The sequence below is a fragment of the Sphingopyxis granuli genome, from assembly GCF_001559015.1.
Lineage (GTDB): Bacteria > Pseudomonadota > Alphaproteobacteria > Sphingomonadales > Sphingomonadaceae > Sphingopyxis > Sphingopyxis granuli.
This window is the reverse complement of the sequence record NZ_CP012199.1, coordinates 365,278-379,835: the sequence shown is the minus strand read 5'-3', so window position 1 is coordinate 379,835 and position 14,558 is coordinate 365,278. Positions and strand designations below refer to the sequence as shown.

General features: G+C 68.0%; 14 protein-coding genes. 3 read left to right on the top strand and 11 right to left on the bottom strand.

Annotated elements, in window-relative coordinates; genetic code table 11:
- Positions 1 to 23 precede the first annotated feature (23 nt).
- Both ssb and SGRAN_RS01845 read left to right on the top strand, forming a co-directional pair.
- The gene (gene ssb / locus SGRAN_RS01850; protein ID WP_067180250.1) at positions 24 to 578 is read left to right on the top strand and encodes a single-stranded DNA-binding protein; all 555 of its coding nucleotides are present in this window, start codon (positions 24 to 26) and stop codon (positions 576 to 578) included.
- 28 nt (positions 579 to 606) lie between these two features.
- Positions 607 to 1,089 (top strand): MmcB family DNA repair protein, encoded by a 483-nt coding sequence (locus SGRAN_RS01845; RefSeq protein WP_067180247.1) that lies wholly within the window; start codon positions 607 to 609, stop codon positions 1,087 to 1,089.
- A gap of 288 nt (positions 1,090 to 1,377) precedes the next feature.
- On the opposite strand, the gene SGRAN_RS01840 is transcribed toward SGRAN_RS01845, so the two are convergent.
- The 5 genes from SGRAN_RS01840 to SGRAN_RS01820 all read right to left on the bottom strand — a co-directional run bounded on the left by SGRAN_RS01840 (position 1,378) and on the right by SGRAN_RS01820 (position 6,086).
- Entirely contained in the window at positions 1,378 to 2,004 is a 627-nt protein-coding gene (locus SGRAN_RS01840; protein WP_067180245.1) for a riboflavin synthase, read from the bottom strand.
- Between the two features lie 7 nt (positions 2,005 to 2,011).
- Positions 2,012 to 2,959, bottom strand: a complete 948-nt coding sequence (ribD, locus tag SGRAN_RS01835) for a bifunctional diaminohydroxyphosphoribosylaminopyrimidine deaminase/5-amino-6-(5-phosphoribosylamino)uracil reductase RibD (protein ID WP_067186809.1) — start codon at positions 2,957 to 2,959, stop codon at positions 2,012 to 2,014.
- A 36-nt stretch (positions 2,960 to 2,995) separates the two neighbouring features.
- Positions 2,996 to 3,457 carry a hypothetical protein gene (locus SGRAN_RS01830; protein ID WP_082737037.1) on the bottom strand — a complete coding sequence of 154 codons (462 nt, stop codon included), beginning with the start codon at positions 3,455 to 3,457 and terminating at the stop codon, positions 2,996 to 2,998.
- Positions 3,458 to 3,790: 333 nt separating this feature from the next.
- Positions 3,791 to 4,252: an acyl-CoA thioesterase gene (locus SGRAN_RS01825; RefSeq protein ID WP_067180240.1), complete on the bottom strand. Its 462-nt coding sequence runs from the start codon at positions 4,250 to 4,252 to the stop codon at positions 3,791 to 3,793.
- A gap of 7 nt (positions 4,253 to 4,259) precedes the next feature.
- Positions 4,260 to 6,086, bottom strand: a complete 1,827-nt coding sequence (locus SGRAN_RS01820) for an aminopeptidase P family protein (protein WP_067180237.1) — start codon at positions 6,084 to 6,086, stop codon at positions 4,260 to 4,262.
- A gap of 68 nt (positions 6,087 to 6,154) precedes the next feature.
- Between SGRAN_RS01820 and SGRAN_RS01815 the strand changes: the two genes are divergently transcribed.
- Positions 6,155 to 8,320 (top strand): S9 family peptidase, encoded by a 2,166-nt coding sequence (locus SGRAN_RS01815; protein ID WP_148650777.1) that lies wholly within the window; start codon positions 6,155 to 6,157, stop codon positions 8,318 to 8,320.
- A 201-nt stretch (positions 8,321 to 8,521) separates the two neighbouring features.
- Here SGRAN_RS01815 and SGRAN_RS01810 read toward each other — a convergent pair whose 3' ends face one another.
- From SGRAN_RS01810 to SGRAN_RS01785, 6 genes are all read right to left on the bottom strand, one after another.
- Positions 8,522 to 9,133 (bottom strand): HAD-IA family hydrolase, encoded by a 612-nt coding sequence (locus SGRAN_RS01810; protein WP_067180234.1) that lies wholly within the window; start codon positions 9,131 to 9,133, stop codon positions 8,522 to 8,524.
- 94 nt (positions 9,134 to 9,227) lie between these two features.
- Positions 9,228 to 9,353: a type B 50S ribosomal protein L36 gene (gene ykgO, locus SGRAN_RS01805; protein WP_003046794.1), complete on the bottom strand. Its 126-nt coding sequence runs from the start codon at positions 9,351 to 9,353 to the stop codon at positions 9,228 to 9,230.
- Positions 9,354 to 9,639: 286 nt separating this feature from the next.
- Positions 9,640 to 11,097, bottom strand: coding sequence for an RNA polymerase factor sigma-54 (gene rpoN, locus SGRAN_RS01800; protein WP_067180232.1), 1,458 nt, complete (start codon positions 11,095 to 11,097; stop codon positions 9,640 to 9,642).
- A gap of 139 nt (positions 11,098 to 11,236) precedes the next feature.
- Entirely contained in the window at positions 11,237 to 12,049 is an 813-nt protein-coding gene (gene lptB / locus SGRAN_RS01795; RefSeq protein ID WP_210434189.1) for an LPS export ABC transporter ATP-binding protein, read from the bottom strand.
- Positions 12,050 to 12,279: 230 nt separating this feature from the next.
- Positions 12,280 to 13,686 carry a phosphoglucomutase/phosphomannomutase PgmG gene (pgmG, locus tag SGRAN_RS01790; protein WP_067180230.1) on the bottom strand — a complete coding sequence of 469 codons (1,407 nt, stop codon included), beginning with the start codon at positions 13,684 to 13,686 and terminating at the stop codon, positions 12,280 to 12,282.
- Positions 13,687 to 13,710: 24 nt separating this feature from the next.
- Positions 13,711 to 14,520, bottom strand: coding sequence for a division plane positioning ATPase MipZ (locus tag SGRAN_RS01785; protein ID WP_067113470.1), 810 nt, complete (start codon positions 14,518 to 14,520; stop codon positions 13,711 to 13,713).
- Positions 14,521 to 14,558: the final 38 nt, after the last annotated feature.

Sequence of the window (14,558 nt, the reverse complement as noted above, 5' to 3'; positions counted from 1 at the left end):
TTGGAAAGCGGAGCGGAGCGGCGATGGCAGGCAGCGTCAACAAGGTTATCCTGATCGGCAATCTGGGCGCCGATCCCGAAATCAAGTCGTTCCAGAACGGCGGCCGGATCGCTAATATCCGCATCGCCACCTCCGAAAGCTGGAAGGATCGGATGACCGGCGAGCGCAAGGAGCGCACCGAATGGCACAATGTCGTCATCAACGGCGACGGGCTGGTCGGCGTCGTCGAGCGCTATCTGAAGAAGGGCAGCAAGGTCTATGTCGAGGGGTCGCTGCGCACCCGCAAGTGGCAGGACCGCGACGGCAACGACCGCTATACGACCGAGGTGGTGATCGCCGGCATGGGCGGCGCGCTGACGATGCTCGACGGCGCCCCCGGCGGCGGCGGATCGCGCGGCGGCGGTGACTGGGGCGGCGGCGGCGGATCGGGTTCGGGCGACAGCTGGGGAGAGGGCGGCGGCGGCGGTTCTTCCGGCGGCGGCGGCTGGAACCAGGGCGGCGGCGGATCGGGCGGCGGTGGCGGCGGTGGCGGACGTCCGCCCTTCGACGACGACCTCGACGACGATGTTCCGTTCTGATCGACTATAGAGGAAAGCAGGCTTCGCCATGGCGGGCCTCGAATTCGCACCGCCCCTGACCGCTCCCGACGTCGCACGCGGCGTCTGCCGGCTGTTCGCGCAGGCAGGGCTGGTCGCGATTCCGGAGGTGCCGCTGCCCAACGGCCGCCGCACCGACCTCACCGCGATCGACGCGCGCGGGCATATCACCATCGTCGAGATCAAGGTCAGCCGCGCCGACCTGCACGGCGACGGCAAATGGCCCGACTATTGCGACTGGTGCGACCATTTCTACTGGGCGCTCGCCGCGGGGCTCGACCCCGCGATCCTCGACACCGCGGCCTATCGCCCCGAAACCTCCGGGCTGATCGTCGCCGACCGCTACGGCGCGGCGGTGGTGCGCGAAGCCGCGCGCTGCACGCTCGCCCCGGCGCGCCGCAAGGCCGAACTGCTGCGCATCGGTCGCCTCGCAATGCGCCGCTCGATGATCATGGCGGACCCCGAACTGGCGGCGGGGTGGGTCGAGAGGTGAGGGCGGTACCCGGATAATCTCACGCAAAGGCGCGAAGGCGCAAAAAAAGAAGAATCTCGCACAAAGACACAAAGAGGGCGGGCATAGCCGTGGCGTCGCCCTTGATCATTGAACGGCCGGACTTTGTCCGGCCAATCTCCAATGAGCTGCCTCTTGCCCAGGAACGTACAACGCAGCGGCGCACGCCCTCTTTGTGTCTTTGTGTGAGATTATCCGAAAGCGAAGCCGTCGGCGCAGCTCTTCTTTGCGCCTTCGCGCCTTTGCGTGAGATTTATCGGAAACCCGCGTTCATCCCCGCGCCTGCATCCGCGCAAGGTAGCGCGCGAGGATGTCGATCTCGAGGTTCACCGGCCGCCCCGCCGCCGCCTCGTCGAGCGTCGTCATCTCCTGCGTGTGCGGGATGATGTTGAGCGTGAAATGCGCGGTCCCGTCCGCCTGATCGGTCACCTCATTGACCGTCAGCGACACGCCGTCGAGGGTGATCGAGCCCTTGGGCGCGATATGCGGCGCCAGCGACGCGGGCGCCTCCACCGTCACCTTGACGCTGTCGCCGACCGGCTCGACCGATACGATCCGCCCGACCGCATCGACATGGCCGGTGACGATATGCCCGCCCAGCTCGTCGCCAACCTTGAGCGCGCGTTCGAGGTTCAGGCGGCGGCCCGCGTCCCACATGCCCGGCGCGGTGCAAGCCAGCGTTTCGGCGCTGGCGTCGACCGCGAACCAGCCACCGGGGCCGTTGCCGCCGTCATCCACGCCCTTGTCCACCACGGTCAGGCACGCGCCCGAACAGGCGATCGACGCGCCAAGATCGATCCCGCTCACATCATAGGCGGTGCCGATGACCAGCCGCGCGTCGCCGCGGTCCTCGCGGCTGCGGATGGTGCCGATATCGGTGATGAGTCCTGTGAACATGGCGCGGTCATTCCTTCCTGATGCGCTCGTAGACGTCGAGCCGGTCGCTGCCAAGCAGGCGGCTGTCCACAAGGCTCCAGCGCCCGTGCGCCGCCGCCAGATCGGCGAGACCGATGTCGCCGAGCGCCGCCTTGCCGCCGCCGATCAGGATCGGCGCGCGATAGAGCAGCAGCCGGTCGACGCGGTCGGCAGCGAGGAAGGCGGAGGCCGCGCGCGCGCCGCCCTCGACGAGCAGCGAATCGACGCCCGCAACCGATTCGGGCGAAGCGACCGCCGTCCAGCCTTCGGGCGCCGTCCCGCCGCGCGTCAGCAGCAGCTTCTTCGGGCTCCGCGCTTCCAGACCCGGCAAGCGCACGTCGAGGCGCGGCGCGTCGGCCAGCAGCGTCCCACGCCCGACCAGAATCGCTTCGTGCCGCGCGCGCTCCAGATGACCGTGCGCGCGCGCGCGCTCCCCGGTGATCCAGCGGCTCGACCCGTCGGCGAGCGCGATGCAGCCGTCGAGCGAGGTCGCGAGCTTCAGCGTCACGAACGGCGCCCCGCGCGTCTGCCGCGTCCACCACGGCGCCATCGCGGCGCGCGCCGCGTCGGCGAGCACGCCGGTCCCGACCGCGATCCCCGCGGCGCGCAGCCGTGCGGTGCCCTGCCCGTCGGTGCGCGGGTCGGGGTCAATTGCCGCCACGACGACGCGCGCGACCCCGGCGGCGATCAGCGCGTCGGTGCAGCAGGGGCCGCGCGGACTGGCGTGCGCGCAGGGTTCGAGGCTGACGTAAGCGGTCGCGCCGCGCGCCGCGTCACCCGCCGCGGCCAGCGCCATCGCCTCGGCATGCGGCCGCCCGCCGGGCTGCGTCCAGCCGCGCGCGACGACCCGGCCGCGCTGCACGATCAGGCACCCGACATTGGGATTGGGCGCCGCCGTCGGCCGGCCGCGCTGCGACAGCGCGACGGCGGCCGCCATCCAGTCGGCATCGGTCGGGGCGGGCGGCATCGGCGGCTAGGGTTGCCGGGGCGCCGTCGCGGGTTTCGGCCCGCGCGCCGCGCGTTCGGCGAGCGTCGAGCGCGTCGGCGCGGGCTTCTTCGCCAGCTCGTCGGCTTCCTGGCCGAGCGTCTCGCGCGTCAGCTTGTCGGCCTCGCTCGAATCATAATCGACCCCCAACAGGTCGGCGAGCTTCTGATATTCGGCGCGGCGCCGGGCATTCTCGCGCGTCGTTTCCTTGGCGCGCGCGACCCAGTCGGCGCGGATATCCGCCTCGCTGCGATCGGCCTGCCAGTTCTCGAAATAGATGATCTGCCGCTCGGGCTTCTCATAGGGGATCAGATATTGCGAGACGCCGTGAAAGATCACCCAGGTCAGCGCGATCGCGACCCCCCACATCGTCCAGCGATGCGGGCGCGGTTCGCGGATATAGGCCCAGAAATCGCCGAGCCCGCCGCCGACATCCCAATTGTTGAACATTCCCATCGTCCCAATCTAGGCGATATCGCCTCGATTTGCGAGGGGGCAGGACTAATGCGCGCCGCAAAAGCCCCGGCACGAACGATTGCAAAAAATGCAACAATAAATGCTCTTTTCGCAGTTGCACAAATCATTGTGCAGTGCAATATCACACTTGCCTTTTAGGCATCCTCTCCCAAAAACTTTCAAGGGTCGCCCTCGGGCGGCCCTTTTTTTTCGTCCGTGCCGAATTGCCCGCGACGGCCGGATCGGACGACGCGGCCGCGCGCCCCGCCGCGCCCGGAAAGCGCCGGGAAAATCCGGCGGCATATATCCCAAAGACTTGAAAAACCGCTAATCTTGCAGCGGGGTCCGCGTCTCGAACCGGCGGACCTCGGCGATGAAGCTGCCCGGCAGCGGCGTCGGCTGCCCGCTGTCGAGGTCGAGATGCGCATAGCTGATCTCGATATCGGCAAGCCGCTCTTCGTCGCGCGCGATCGCGCAGTGCAGCGTGAAGCTGGTCCGCTCGAAGCGGCTGATCCGCGCCGCGATGGTGATCAGATCGTCGAGCCGCGCCGGGGCATGATAATCGATCTCGCTATGCGTTTCGCGGATATCTGTACCATATTGGTGAAAATAGGGGCCCGGCTGGCCTTCGCCCAGCGCGCGGAAATACTCGGTCACCCCGATGTCGGCATAGACGAGATAGATGGCGCTGAAGACGCTGTTCTGCCCGTCGATCTCGTTATAGCGCACCCGCACCCGTTCGCGGACGCGGAAATCGGCGAGCGGGACGGCCCAGGTGTCGCGGTCCATCGCGGCCTCAGGCGGCCAGCGCCGCGGCGCCGCGATCGATCGGCGCGCAGGCGGCGGCCAGCCACGCGCGGTCGGCCTCGTCCATGCCGGGCGCCAGCTTTTCGAGCACCTGCGCATGATAGGCGTCGAGCCAGTCGGCCTCGGCGGGCGAAAGCAGCGCGCCCTCGACCAGATCGCGCGCAATCGGCGCGAAGGTGATCGTCTCGAATCCCAGCATTTCCTCTTCGGCGCCGGCGATCGCCTGCGGCACGACGATCACCAGATTTTCGATGCGAATGCCGAAATGCCCCGCCTTGTAATAGCCGGGCTCGTTCGACAGGATCATCCCGGCGTGCAGCGGCTCCTCGGTCCCCGCCTGCCCGCCCGACGGCTTGGCGATGCGCTGCGGCCCCTCATGCACCGCCAGATAGGCACCGACGCCGTGCCCGGTGCCGTGCGCATAATCGACCCCGTCGGCCCACAGATATTGCCGCGCGAGGATGTCGAGCTGGCTGCCGCGCGTGCCCTTGGGAAAGCGCGCGGTGGCGAGCGCGATATGCCCCTTCAGCACCTGGGTGAAACGGCGGCGCATCTCGGCGGTCGGCCGGCCGATCGCGATCGTGCGCGTGATGTCGGTGGTGCCGTCGGCATATTGGCCGCCCGAATCGACGAGGTAGAGCGTGCCGGTCTCGACCGCGCGATTGGTCGTCTCGTCGACCTTGTAATGCGGCAGCGCGCCGTTCGGCCCCGCGGCCGAGATGGTATCAAACGACAGGTCCTTCAGCGCGCCGCTCTCCTCGCGAAGGGCGCGCAGCTTCGCCGCAGCGGACAGTTCGTCGAGCCCGCCCTGCGGCGCGTGCGCCTCCATCCATTTCAGGAAGCGCGCGACCGCGACGCCGTCGCGGACATGCGCGGCGCGGGTGCCGCCCAGCTCGGTGTCGTTCTTGATCGCCTTGGGCAGCACCGCCGGGTCGCGGTGGCGCTCGATCCGAGCCCCCGCCGCCTCGAGCGCGGTGAAGATCGCCGCGACCGCGCGGTCGGGATCGACCGCCACCTTCTTGCCCGCCAGCTCGGCTAGCGCCGCCTCGAAAGCGTCGCGGTCGTGGATGCGCACGCTGTTGCCCAGATGCGCGCGCACCGCCTCGGTGATCTTCTCGGGCGCGATGAACAGGTCGGCGGTGGCGTCGGCATGGAGCAGCGCGAAGGCCAGCCCGACCGGCGTATGGGTGACGTCGGTGCCGCGGATGTTGAAGGTCCAGGCGATCGAATCGAGCGCGGTCATCACCGTCGTGTCGAGTCCCTTCGCCTTCAGCCAGTCGGCGATGATCGCGCGCTTGTCGGCCGCCGACTGCCCCGCGAGCGCGGTGTCGTGGACCGCGACCGGCGCGGCGCTCGGCGCCGGCCGCTCGTCCCACACCGCGTCGACCGGATTGCTGTCGACCGCGACCAGTTCGGCGTCCTTGGCCGCGAGAGCATGCGCGAGCCCGCGCGCCCAGTCGATGCCGTGCAGCCACGGGTCATAGCCGATCCGCTGCCCGGCGCCGACGTTGGCGCCCAGCCATTCGGCAACGCTCGACTGCGGCACCCCGACATAGTCGTAGAGCGTCCCGTCGACCTGGTCGCGCACCTGCACCGTATAGCGGCCGTCGACGAAGATCGCCGCCTTTGCGGGCAGCACCGCCGCGGTGCCCGCCGAGCCGCCGAAGCCGGTAAGCCACGCGAGCCGCTGCGCATAGGCGCCGACATATTCGCTCATATGCTCGTCGCTGATCGGCACCACGAAGCCGTCGAGGCCGCGCGCCTTCAACTCGGCGCGCAGGCGGGCGAGGCGGTCGGCATGAACGGCGCTGGACATATGGCTTTCCTTGTTCCTACATCGCGGCCGATCCCCGCTGTCGGGGCGATGCCGCGGGAGTTTTTGCGATGCGCGCTATTTGGGCGTTTCTGGCGGCAATTGCCACCCTGCTTGTCGGGACCGTTCCCGTTTTCGCCGAAGAGGAAGAAAAAGCGTTGACCCAGCCCGCCGTCCCCCTGCCCTCCGCGCCCGTCGCCGAGCAGCGCCCGCATACGCTGACCCTGCACGGCACGACGCTGTCCGACCCGTGGCACTGGTTGCGCGACGAAAGCTATCCGGTGGTCGACGACCCCGACGTGCTCGCCTATGTGAAGGCCGAGAACGCCTGGTTCGACGCGGCGATGAAGCCGCACGAGGGGCTGGTCGAAACGCTGTTCCAGGAAATGAAGGGCCGCATCAAGGAGGCCGACGCCAGCGTGCCGCAGAAGGACGGCGACTGGCTCTACTGGATCGAATTCGAGGAAGGGGCGGAGTATAAGAAATGGTACCGCCGCCCCGTCGCGGGCGGCGACGCGCAGCTGATCCTCGATGAGGTCGCGCTCGCCGCGGGCAAGGAGTATTTCCGCCTCTCCGACATGGCGGTCAGCCCGAACGGCCGCCTGATGGCCTATGCCGTCGACGACAATGGCTCCGAACGGTTCGAGGTGCGCTTCCGCGATCTCGAAACCGGCGCCATGCTGCCCGACGTCATCCCCGGCACTTTGTCGGCGCTGGTGTGGACCGCGGGCGGCGACGCGCTGCTCTATGGCCTCGCCAACGAGAACTGGCGCACCGACAATGTCCATCTGCACCGGCTGGGCACCCCGGTGGCCGAGGACAAATTGCTCTACAAGGAGGCCGACATCGGCTTCGGCGTCGGCATCGGCAAGACCGCCGCCGACAATTACATCGTCATCGCGACCGGCGACAACGAAACGAGCGAGGTCTATCTGCTCCCCGCCGCCGATCCGGAGGCGAAACCGCTGCTCGTGTCGCCGCGCCGGAAGGGCCGCGAGTACAGCGTCGACGAGCGCGAGGGCACGCTCTACATCCTGACCAACGACGACCATCCCAATTTCCGCGTCGCGACCGCCAGCCTTTCCGCGCCCGGCGAATGGACGACGCTGATCGCGGGGTCCGACCACAGCTACATCACCGGCCTGTCGGTCTTCCGCGACTATTTCGTGCTCGAAAGCCGCGAGGACGGGCTCGATCAGGTCGACGTGCGCCGCTACGACGCGCCGCTGACGCCGGGGCGCATCGCCTTTCCGGAGGCGACCTACGTCGCGGGGCTCGGCGACAATCCCGAATATCATCAGGACAAGATCCGCATCGATTATGAATCGATGGTCACCCCGGACACCGTCTACGACTATGACGTCGCCGCCGGCACGCTCGAAACACTGAAAGTGCAGGAAATCCCTTCGGGTTATGATGCAAGTCAATATGTAACCGAATGGGTTAATCTTCCCTCGCGCGACGGGCAGACGATGATTCCCGCCTCGCTCGTCTACAGGAAGGGCACGCCGCGTGACGGCAGCGCGCCGATGCACCTCTATGTCTACGGCAGCTACGGCTATCGCGTCGCGCCGGGCTTCTCGACGACGCGGCTCAGCCTCGTCGATCGCGGGATGATCTATGCGATCGCGCATGTCCGCGGCGGCGACGATCTCGGCCGCGCATGGTATCTCGCGGGCAAGACCGGCCGGCGCAAGAATACGTTCCACGACTTCATCGACGTCGCGAAGGGGCTGATCGCGAAAGGCTATACCAGCGCGGGCAGGATCTCGATCGAGGGCCGCTCGGCGGGCGGGCAGGTGATGGGCGCGGTGTATAACGAGGCGCCCGAATTGTGGGGCGCGGTACTCGCGGGGGTGCCCTTCGTCGACGTGATCAACACGATGGTCGACGAAACGCTGCCGCTGACCCCCGGCGAATGGCCCGAATGGGGCAATCCGATCACCGACAAGGCGGCGTTCGACTATATGCTGTCGTACAGCCCCTATGACAATGTGACGGCAAAAGCCTATCCGCCGATGCTGGTGTCGGCGGGCCTCAACGACCCGCGCGTCACCTATTGGGAGCCCGCGAAATGGGTCGCGAAGCTGCGCGCCACGCGCACCAACGACGCGCCGCTGCTGCTGCGCACCAACATGGGCGCGGGCCACGCCGGCAAGTCGGGCCGCTGGGGCGCGCTGCGCGAGGATGCCGAGGAATATGCCTTCGTGCTGACCCAGCTCGGGGTGGAGAAATAGGGCTTTTTCCGGGACTCCCACGCAAAGGCGCGAAGAGGCCGAAGCGCGAGCTCTTTAACCTGTCGCCGCGCAGGCGGGGACCCAGAGCGTCCTGGCCGACGCTGGCCTGTGTCGCTCTGGACTCCCGCCTTCGCGGGAGCACGTGGGTTTTCATCCGATCGGGCTTCATGTGATGGCTACGCGTCTTCGCGTGAAATAGAATTATCGCGCCAGAAATCCCCGCGCCGCCAGCTCGGCCTCCAGCCCCGCCGCATCGCTGAACAGATGCGCCGCGATGCCCGCGGCTTCGGCGCCCGCGACATTGGCGGCATTGTCGTCGACGAACAGCGCGCCCGCCGGGTCGATACCGAATCGCTCGATCGCGAGGGCATAGATCGCCGCGTCGGGCTTGGTCAGCCGCTCGGTGCCCGACACGATGATGTCGCGGAACCGGTCGAACACCGGCTGCGTCGGGCGAAAGGCCTGCCAGAATTCATGCCCGAAATTGGTGATCGCGAACAGCGGCACTCCCGCCTCGTCGAGCCGCGCGACAAGGTCGAGGCTGCCGGGCACCGGCCCCGGGATCGTCTCGTTGAAGCGCGTCGCATAGGCATCGATCAGCGCGCCGTGCGCCGGGAATTCGGCCTTGCGCTCGGGCACCATCTCCGCAAGCGGGCGCCCCGCGTCGTGCTGGAAATGCCATTCGGAGGTAACGACGTGGGTCACGAACCATTCCAGCTCGGCCGGGTCGTCGATCAGCTTGGCGAACAGGTGGCGCAGGTCCCAGTCGAACAGCACCTTGCCGACGTCGAAGATCACGCTTTGGCGGATCATGGCCGCTCCCGACACGCGAAAGCGCCGCCGGAAGCATCCGACGGCGTCACGCTGGCTCGCAGATGCGCGGGGACCCGTGGTCCCGGCAAGGCCGTCAGCCCTGGCGCGCCTTGAAGCGGCGGTTGGTCTTGTTGATCACATAGGTCCGGCCGCGGCGACGAATCACGCGGTTGTCCCGATGGCGGTCCTTCAGCGACTTCAGGCTGTTGCGAATCTTCATGATCTTTTCCGTAAAGGTCTGAGCGTTGTCACGCGAAGGCGCGCACCTATGGCGAAGCCGGCGAAAAGTCAACCGCGCCGCCGCCGATCGGCCCGGAAAAGATTCGCGCCGAGGCGCAAAGTTCGCAGAGAAGCCGGCGAACCGCTTCACCCGACGCACCCGATTGCGACGGAATGAAAAAGACGGGCCGCATTGCCGCCCATTTCCTCTCTCTGCGATCTTTGCACCGCTGCGCGAATCATCCAAAGATCACCGACATGGCAGCGGGGCCGCGGCAACGTCCCGCCTACCCCGCCAGCGCCTTCTGCCGCCGCCGCTGCACCGACGAGCCATAGCCCATCGCCTCGCGATATTTGACCACCGTGCGCCGCGCGACCGCATGGCCCTCGGCCGCCAGCTTCTGCGCGATCGTCTCGTCGGACAGGATCGCCTTGGCATCCTCGGCCTCGATCAGCGCGCGAATCCGGCTCTTGATCGCCTCGGCCGACACCGCGCCGTCGCCGTCGGTCGCCGCGATGCCGCTCGAGAAGAAATATTTCAGCTCGAACAGGCCGCGCGCGCACGACAGATATTTGTTGCTGGTGACGCGGCTGACGGTCGATTCGTGCATCCCGATCGCCTCGGCGACCTGCCGCAGCGTCAGCGGGCGCATGTGCGCGACGCCGTGGAGGAAGAAGCCCTCCTGCTGCCGGACGATCTCGCTCGCCACCTTGACGATCGTGCGCTGGCGCTGGTCGAGCGCGCGCACCAGCCAGTTGGCGCCCGCGAGCTGTTCGGACAGCCATGCCTTGCTCTTCGCCGCCGCCCCGCGCGCCAGCTCGCTGTAATAGCGGCGATTGACCAGCAGGCGCGGCAGCGTGCCGCTGTTGACCTCGACCGCCCAGCCCTGCGCGGTGCGCTGCACGAACAGGTCGGGGACGACCGCCTGCGCCGCGCCGCCGCCGAAGCGCAGCCCCGGCTTGGGATCGTAGCCGCGCAGCTCGCGGATCATGTCGGCCAGATCCTCGTCGTCGACCCCGCAGATGCGCTTGAGCTGCGGAAAGGCGCCCTTCGCCACCAGGTCGAGGTGCGCGATCATCGTCGCCATCGCGGGGTCGTAGCGGTCGGCCTCGCACGCCTGGATCGCGATGCATTCGGCGAGGTCGCGCGCGCCGACGCCCGAGGGGTCGAGGCCCTGCACCCCCGCCAGCACCGCCTCGACCAGCGCCAGCGGCACGCCGAGCCGCTGCGCGAGGTCGGCGAGGTCGGCGCGCAGATAGCCCGCCTCATCGATCAGCGCGACGATCTGTTCGGCGACCATCGCCTCGATCCCGTCGAAGCGCTCGCCGACCTGCGCGAGCAGATGGTCGTAGAGCGTGCCCTCGGCACCCGCGAAGCTGTCGAAATCGACGGCCTCGCCCGATCCCGACAGCCCGACGCTGTCGCTCGCGCTGTCGTGGTGGAAGCGCTCGTCGAAATCGACGTCGAGGTCGCTGCCCGCGTCGGAGGCGAGCGTCGGTTCGGCATCGGGGCCTTCATCGGCGGCCTCGGGCGCCGCCTCGCCCGCCTCTTCCCCGCGCTCGTCGCCCGCCCCGTCGCCGTCGGCGGAGGCGGTGTCGAGCAGCGGATTGCCTTCGAGCGCCTCGGCCAGATAGGCCTCGAGTTCGAGGTTCGACAGCGCGAGCAGCTTGATCGCCTGCTGGAGCTGCGGCGTCATCACCAGCGATTGCGACTGGCGGAGATCGAGGCGCGGACCCAACGCCATGACCGGCTATGCGATCAATATGTCCGTGTGTCCCCGCGAAGGCGGGAACCCGGGGCGTCGACGCGCAACGAAGCATGAAAACGCTCTGGGCTCCCGCCTTCGCGGGAACACAGGGCGCTTCGAGGGGCTGCCGAATCCCTCACAGCGAGAAGCCCTCGCCCAGGTACAGGCGGCGCACTTCGGGGTCGGCGACCAGTTCGGCGGGCGATCCCGCGAGCAGCACCTTGCCGTCATAGATGATGCAGGCGCGGTCGACGAGGTCGAGCGTCTCGCGAACATTGTGGTCGGTGATCAGCACCCCGATGCCGCGCGTCTTGAGGTCGGCGACGAGGTCGCGGATGTCGGCGATCGAGATCGGGTCGATCCCCGCGAAGGGTTCGTCGAGCAGCATGATCGACGGGTTCGCCGCCAGCGCGCGCGCGATTTCGGCACGCCGCCGCTCCGCCCCCGACAGCGCCATCGCCGACGCGCTGCGCAGCCGCGTCAGCCCGAATTCGTCGAGCAACTCGTCGAGCCGCTGCTGACGCGCCAGCCGGTCGGGCTCGGCGAGTTCGAGCACCGCGGCGATATTCTGCTCGACCGTCATGCCGCGAAAGATCGAGGTTTCCTGCGGCAGATAGCCAAGGCCCAGGATCGCGCGGCGATACATCGGCAGTTCGGTGATGTCGGCGCCGTCGAGCATGATGCGCCCGGCGTCGGGCTTCACCAGCCCCATGATCGAATAGAAGCAGGTCGTCTTGCCCGCGCCGTTCGGGCCGAGCAGGCCGACGACCTCGCCCTTGCCGACCGACAGCGACACGTCGGACAGCACGACGCGCTTGTCGTAGCTCTTGGCGATCGACACGACCGCGAGCCCGTTGCCCGCCGCCGCATCCTGCTGGACGTGCGAGACATGCTCGGCGACGCCATGGTCGCCTTCGGCCAAAGGTGCAGCAGTGGATTCGTCGGTCATAGGCAGGTCAGATCCGTTCGGGCCCCCGCTGGGGCGTTAGCGCAGCGACGCGGCGACCGTCAATCTGGCAGGGATTTTGCATCACCGTTTATCGCCCTCCCCTTCAGGGGAGGGCAGCGAGACTTGGATCCGGCGTCAGCCGGGCCCTAGTCGCGGCGGGTGGGGGCCGGAAACCTTGCTTTACCTCGCGCGGTTACCACCCCCCTGAAGGGGATGGTTTCATGAGCCGCCTAATGCCCCACGCTTTCCCCGCGCTCCACCCCCGACTGCGCGAGCTGGTCGTCGATCGCCGCGAGCAGCCGCGCAAGCGCCGCCTCGTCCCGCGCCTCGGCGCGCGCGACGAGCACGTCCTGCGTGTTCGACGCGCGCAGCAGCCACCAGCCGTCGTCGGTGAGCACGCGCGCGCCGTCGGTGCGGTCGACCTGCGCGCCCGCCGCCGTCAGCCGATCGAGAACTTCGTCCACAATGGCGAATTTGCGCGCCTCGTCGACCTGGAAGCGCAATTCGGGGGTGTTGACCATCGCCGGCATCGCGTCGCGCAATTCGGTGACGCTCCTGCCCAGCTTGGTCGCCGCCTCGATCAGCCGCACCGCGGCATAGGGCGCGTCGTCATAGCCGTAATAGCGGTCAGCGAAGAAGATATGCCCGCTCATTTCGCCGGCGAGCGGGCTGCCGGTTTCCTTCATCTTCGCCTTGATCAGGCTGTGCCCGGTCTTCCACATCAGCGGCGTGCCGCCCAGCTCGGCGACGCGGTCGAACAGCGCCTGGCTCGCCTTGACGTCGGCGATGATCGTCGCGCCCGGATGCTCCCTGAGCACCGCGGCGGCATAGATTTGCAGCAGCTGGTCGCCCCAGATCACGCGGCCCTGGCCGTCGATCGCGCCGATGCGGTCGCCATCGCCATCGAAAGCGACGCCGAAATCGAGGCTTCTCTCCGCGACCAGCTTGCGCAGATCGGCGAGGTTCGCCTCGACCGTCGGATCGGGATGGTGGTTCGGGAAATGGCCGTCGATGGTGGTGAACAGCAGATGATGCTCCCCGGGCAGCCGCGCGGTGAGTTTTTCGATCACGGTGCCCGCCGCGCCGTTACCGGCGTCCCAGCCGATGCGAAAGGCGCCGCCGGCGAATCCCTCGACCAGCCGATCGACATAGGCGTCGACGATATCGATGCTCTGCGCCGTACCCTCGCCGCTGTCCCAGTCGCCCGCGGCGGCCATTTCGCCGATCCGCCTGATGTCGGCGCCGAAGAAGGGGCGTCCTTGAAACACCATCTTGAAGCCATTGTAATCGGGGGGATTATGGCTACCGGTTATCTGTATGCCGCCATCGACGTCTTCGGTTGACGCGGCGTAATAGAGCATCGGCGTCGGCCCCAGCCCGACGCGCAGCGCATCGACCCCCGCCGCGTTGATCCCCTCGACCAGCGCCTCTTCCAGCATCGGCGACGACAGCCGCCCGTCATAGCCGACGGCGATGCGCCGGCCGCCGGCGCGGCGGATCAGCGTCGCGAAGCTGCGGCCGATCGCCCGCGCATCGTCGGCGGTCAGCGTGTCGCCGACGATGCCGCGGATATCATATTCGCGCAGCATCGTCGGGTGAAAGACGTGGGCGGCAACGGGCTCGGAAACGGCGGTCATCAACAATGCTCCTGCGCGAAGGGGTTACGCGACGGCGAAGAGGTCGCCATCGGGATGAAACCGCTCGCGCGCCGGAAGGTTCAGTCCCGCCATCGCCTCGCGCAGTTCCTGCCGCGCGACGACATGCCCCATCCCCATGCCGCCGAGATGCGCCTTGTCGAGCAGCGTCAGCCCGGCCGGGAACAGCTCGCGATAGATGACGCGCTCGCCGAGGCCGGGGATGACGCGAAAGCCGACGCGCCGCGACAGCTGGTTCAGCGCTTCGCCGACGCGCCGCATGTTGTGCGCGTCGACATGCTGCAGGCGGTTGCGCAGGATGATCCAGTCGATCGTCCGCCCGTCGCTCTTGGCGCGCGCCTTGCGCGTGTCCCAGATCAGCTCCGAATAGAAGCTGGGGCGCACGACCTGGAACGTCTCGGGATCGACCTGGCCGATCAGGTCGAAATCGATGAAGCTGTCGTTGATCGGCGTCACCAGCGTGTCGGCGCTGGTCGCGATGTGCCGCGCGAACGGGTCGTCGCGCCCCGGCGTGTCGGCGATCAGATAGTCGGCGTCCTCGGCCAGCCGCGCGACCTGTTCGTCGAGTTCCTCGACCGTCGAGCCTTCGAACACCTCGAAATGCGGGATGGGCAGTTCGATGCCGCGGCGCTTCGCGGTGCTGGTGCGATTGTCGAGATAGCGATGGAAGGTGCGCTGGCGCGGGTCGAGGTCGATTCCGGCGACGCGCCACCCCATGCTCGCCAGCGCGACCGCGAAATGCACCGCGCAGGTCGACTTGCCCGTCCCGCCCTTTTCATTGGCAAAGATGATCCGGTGGGGGGCTGGCTTCGTCATGAGCGTTGCGATTTTCCTGTCGGCGCGGCATGGCGGCC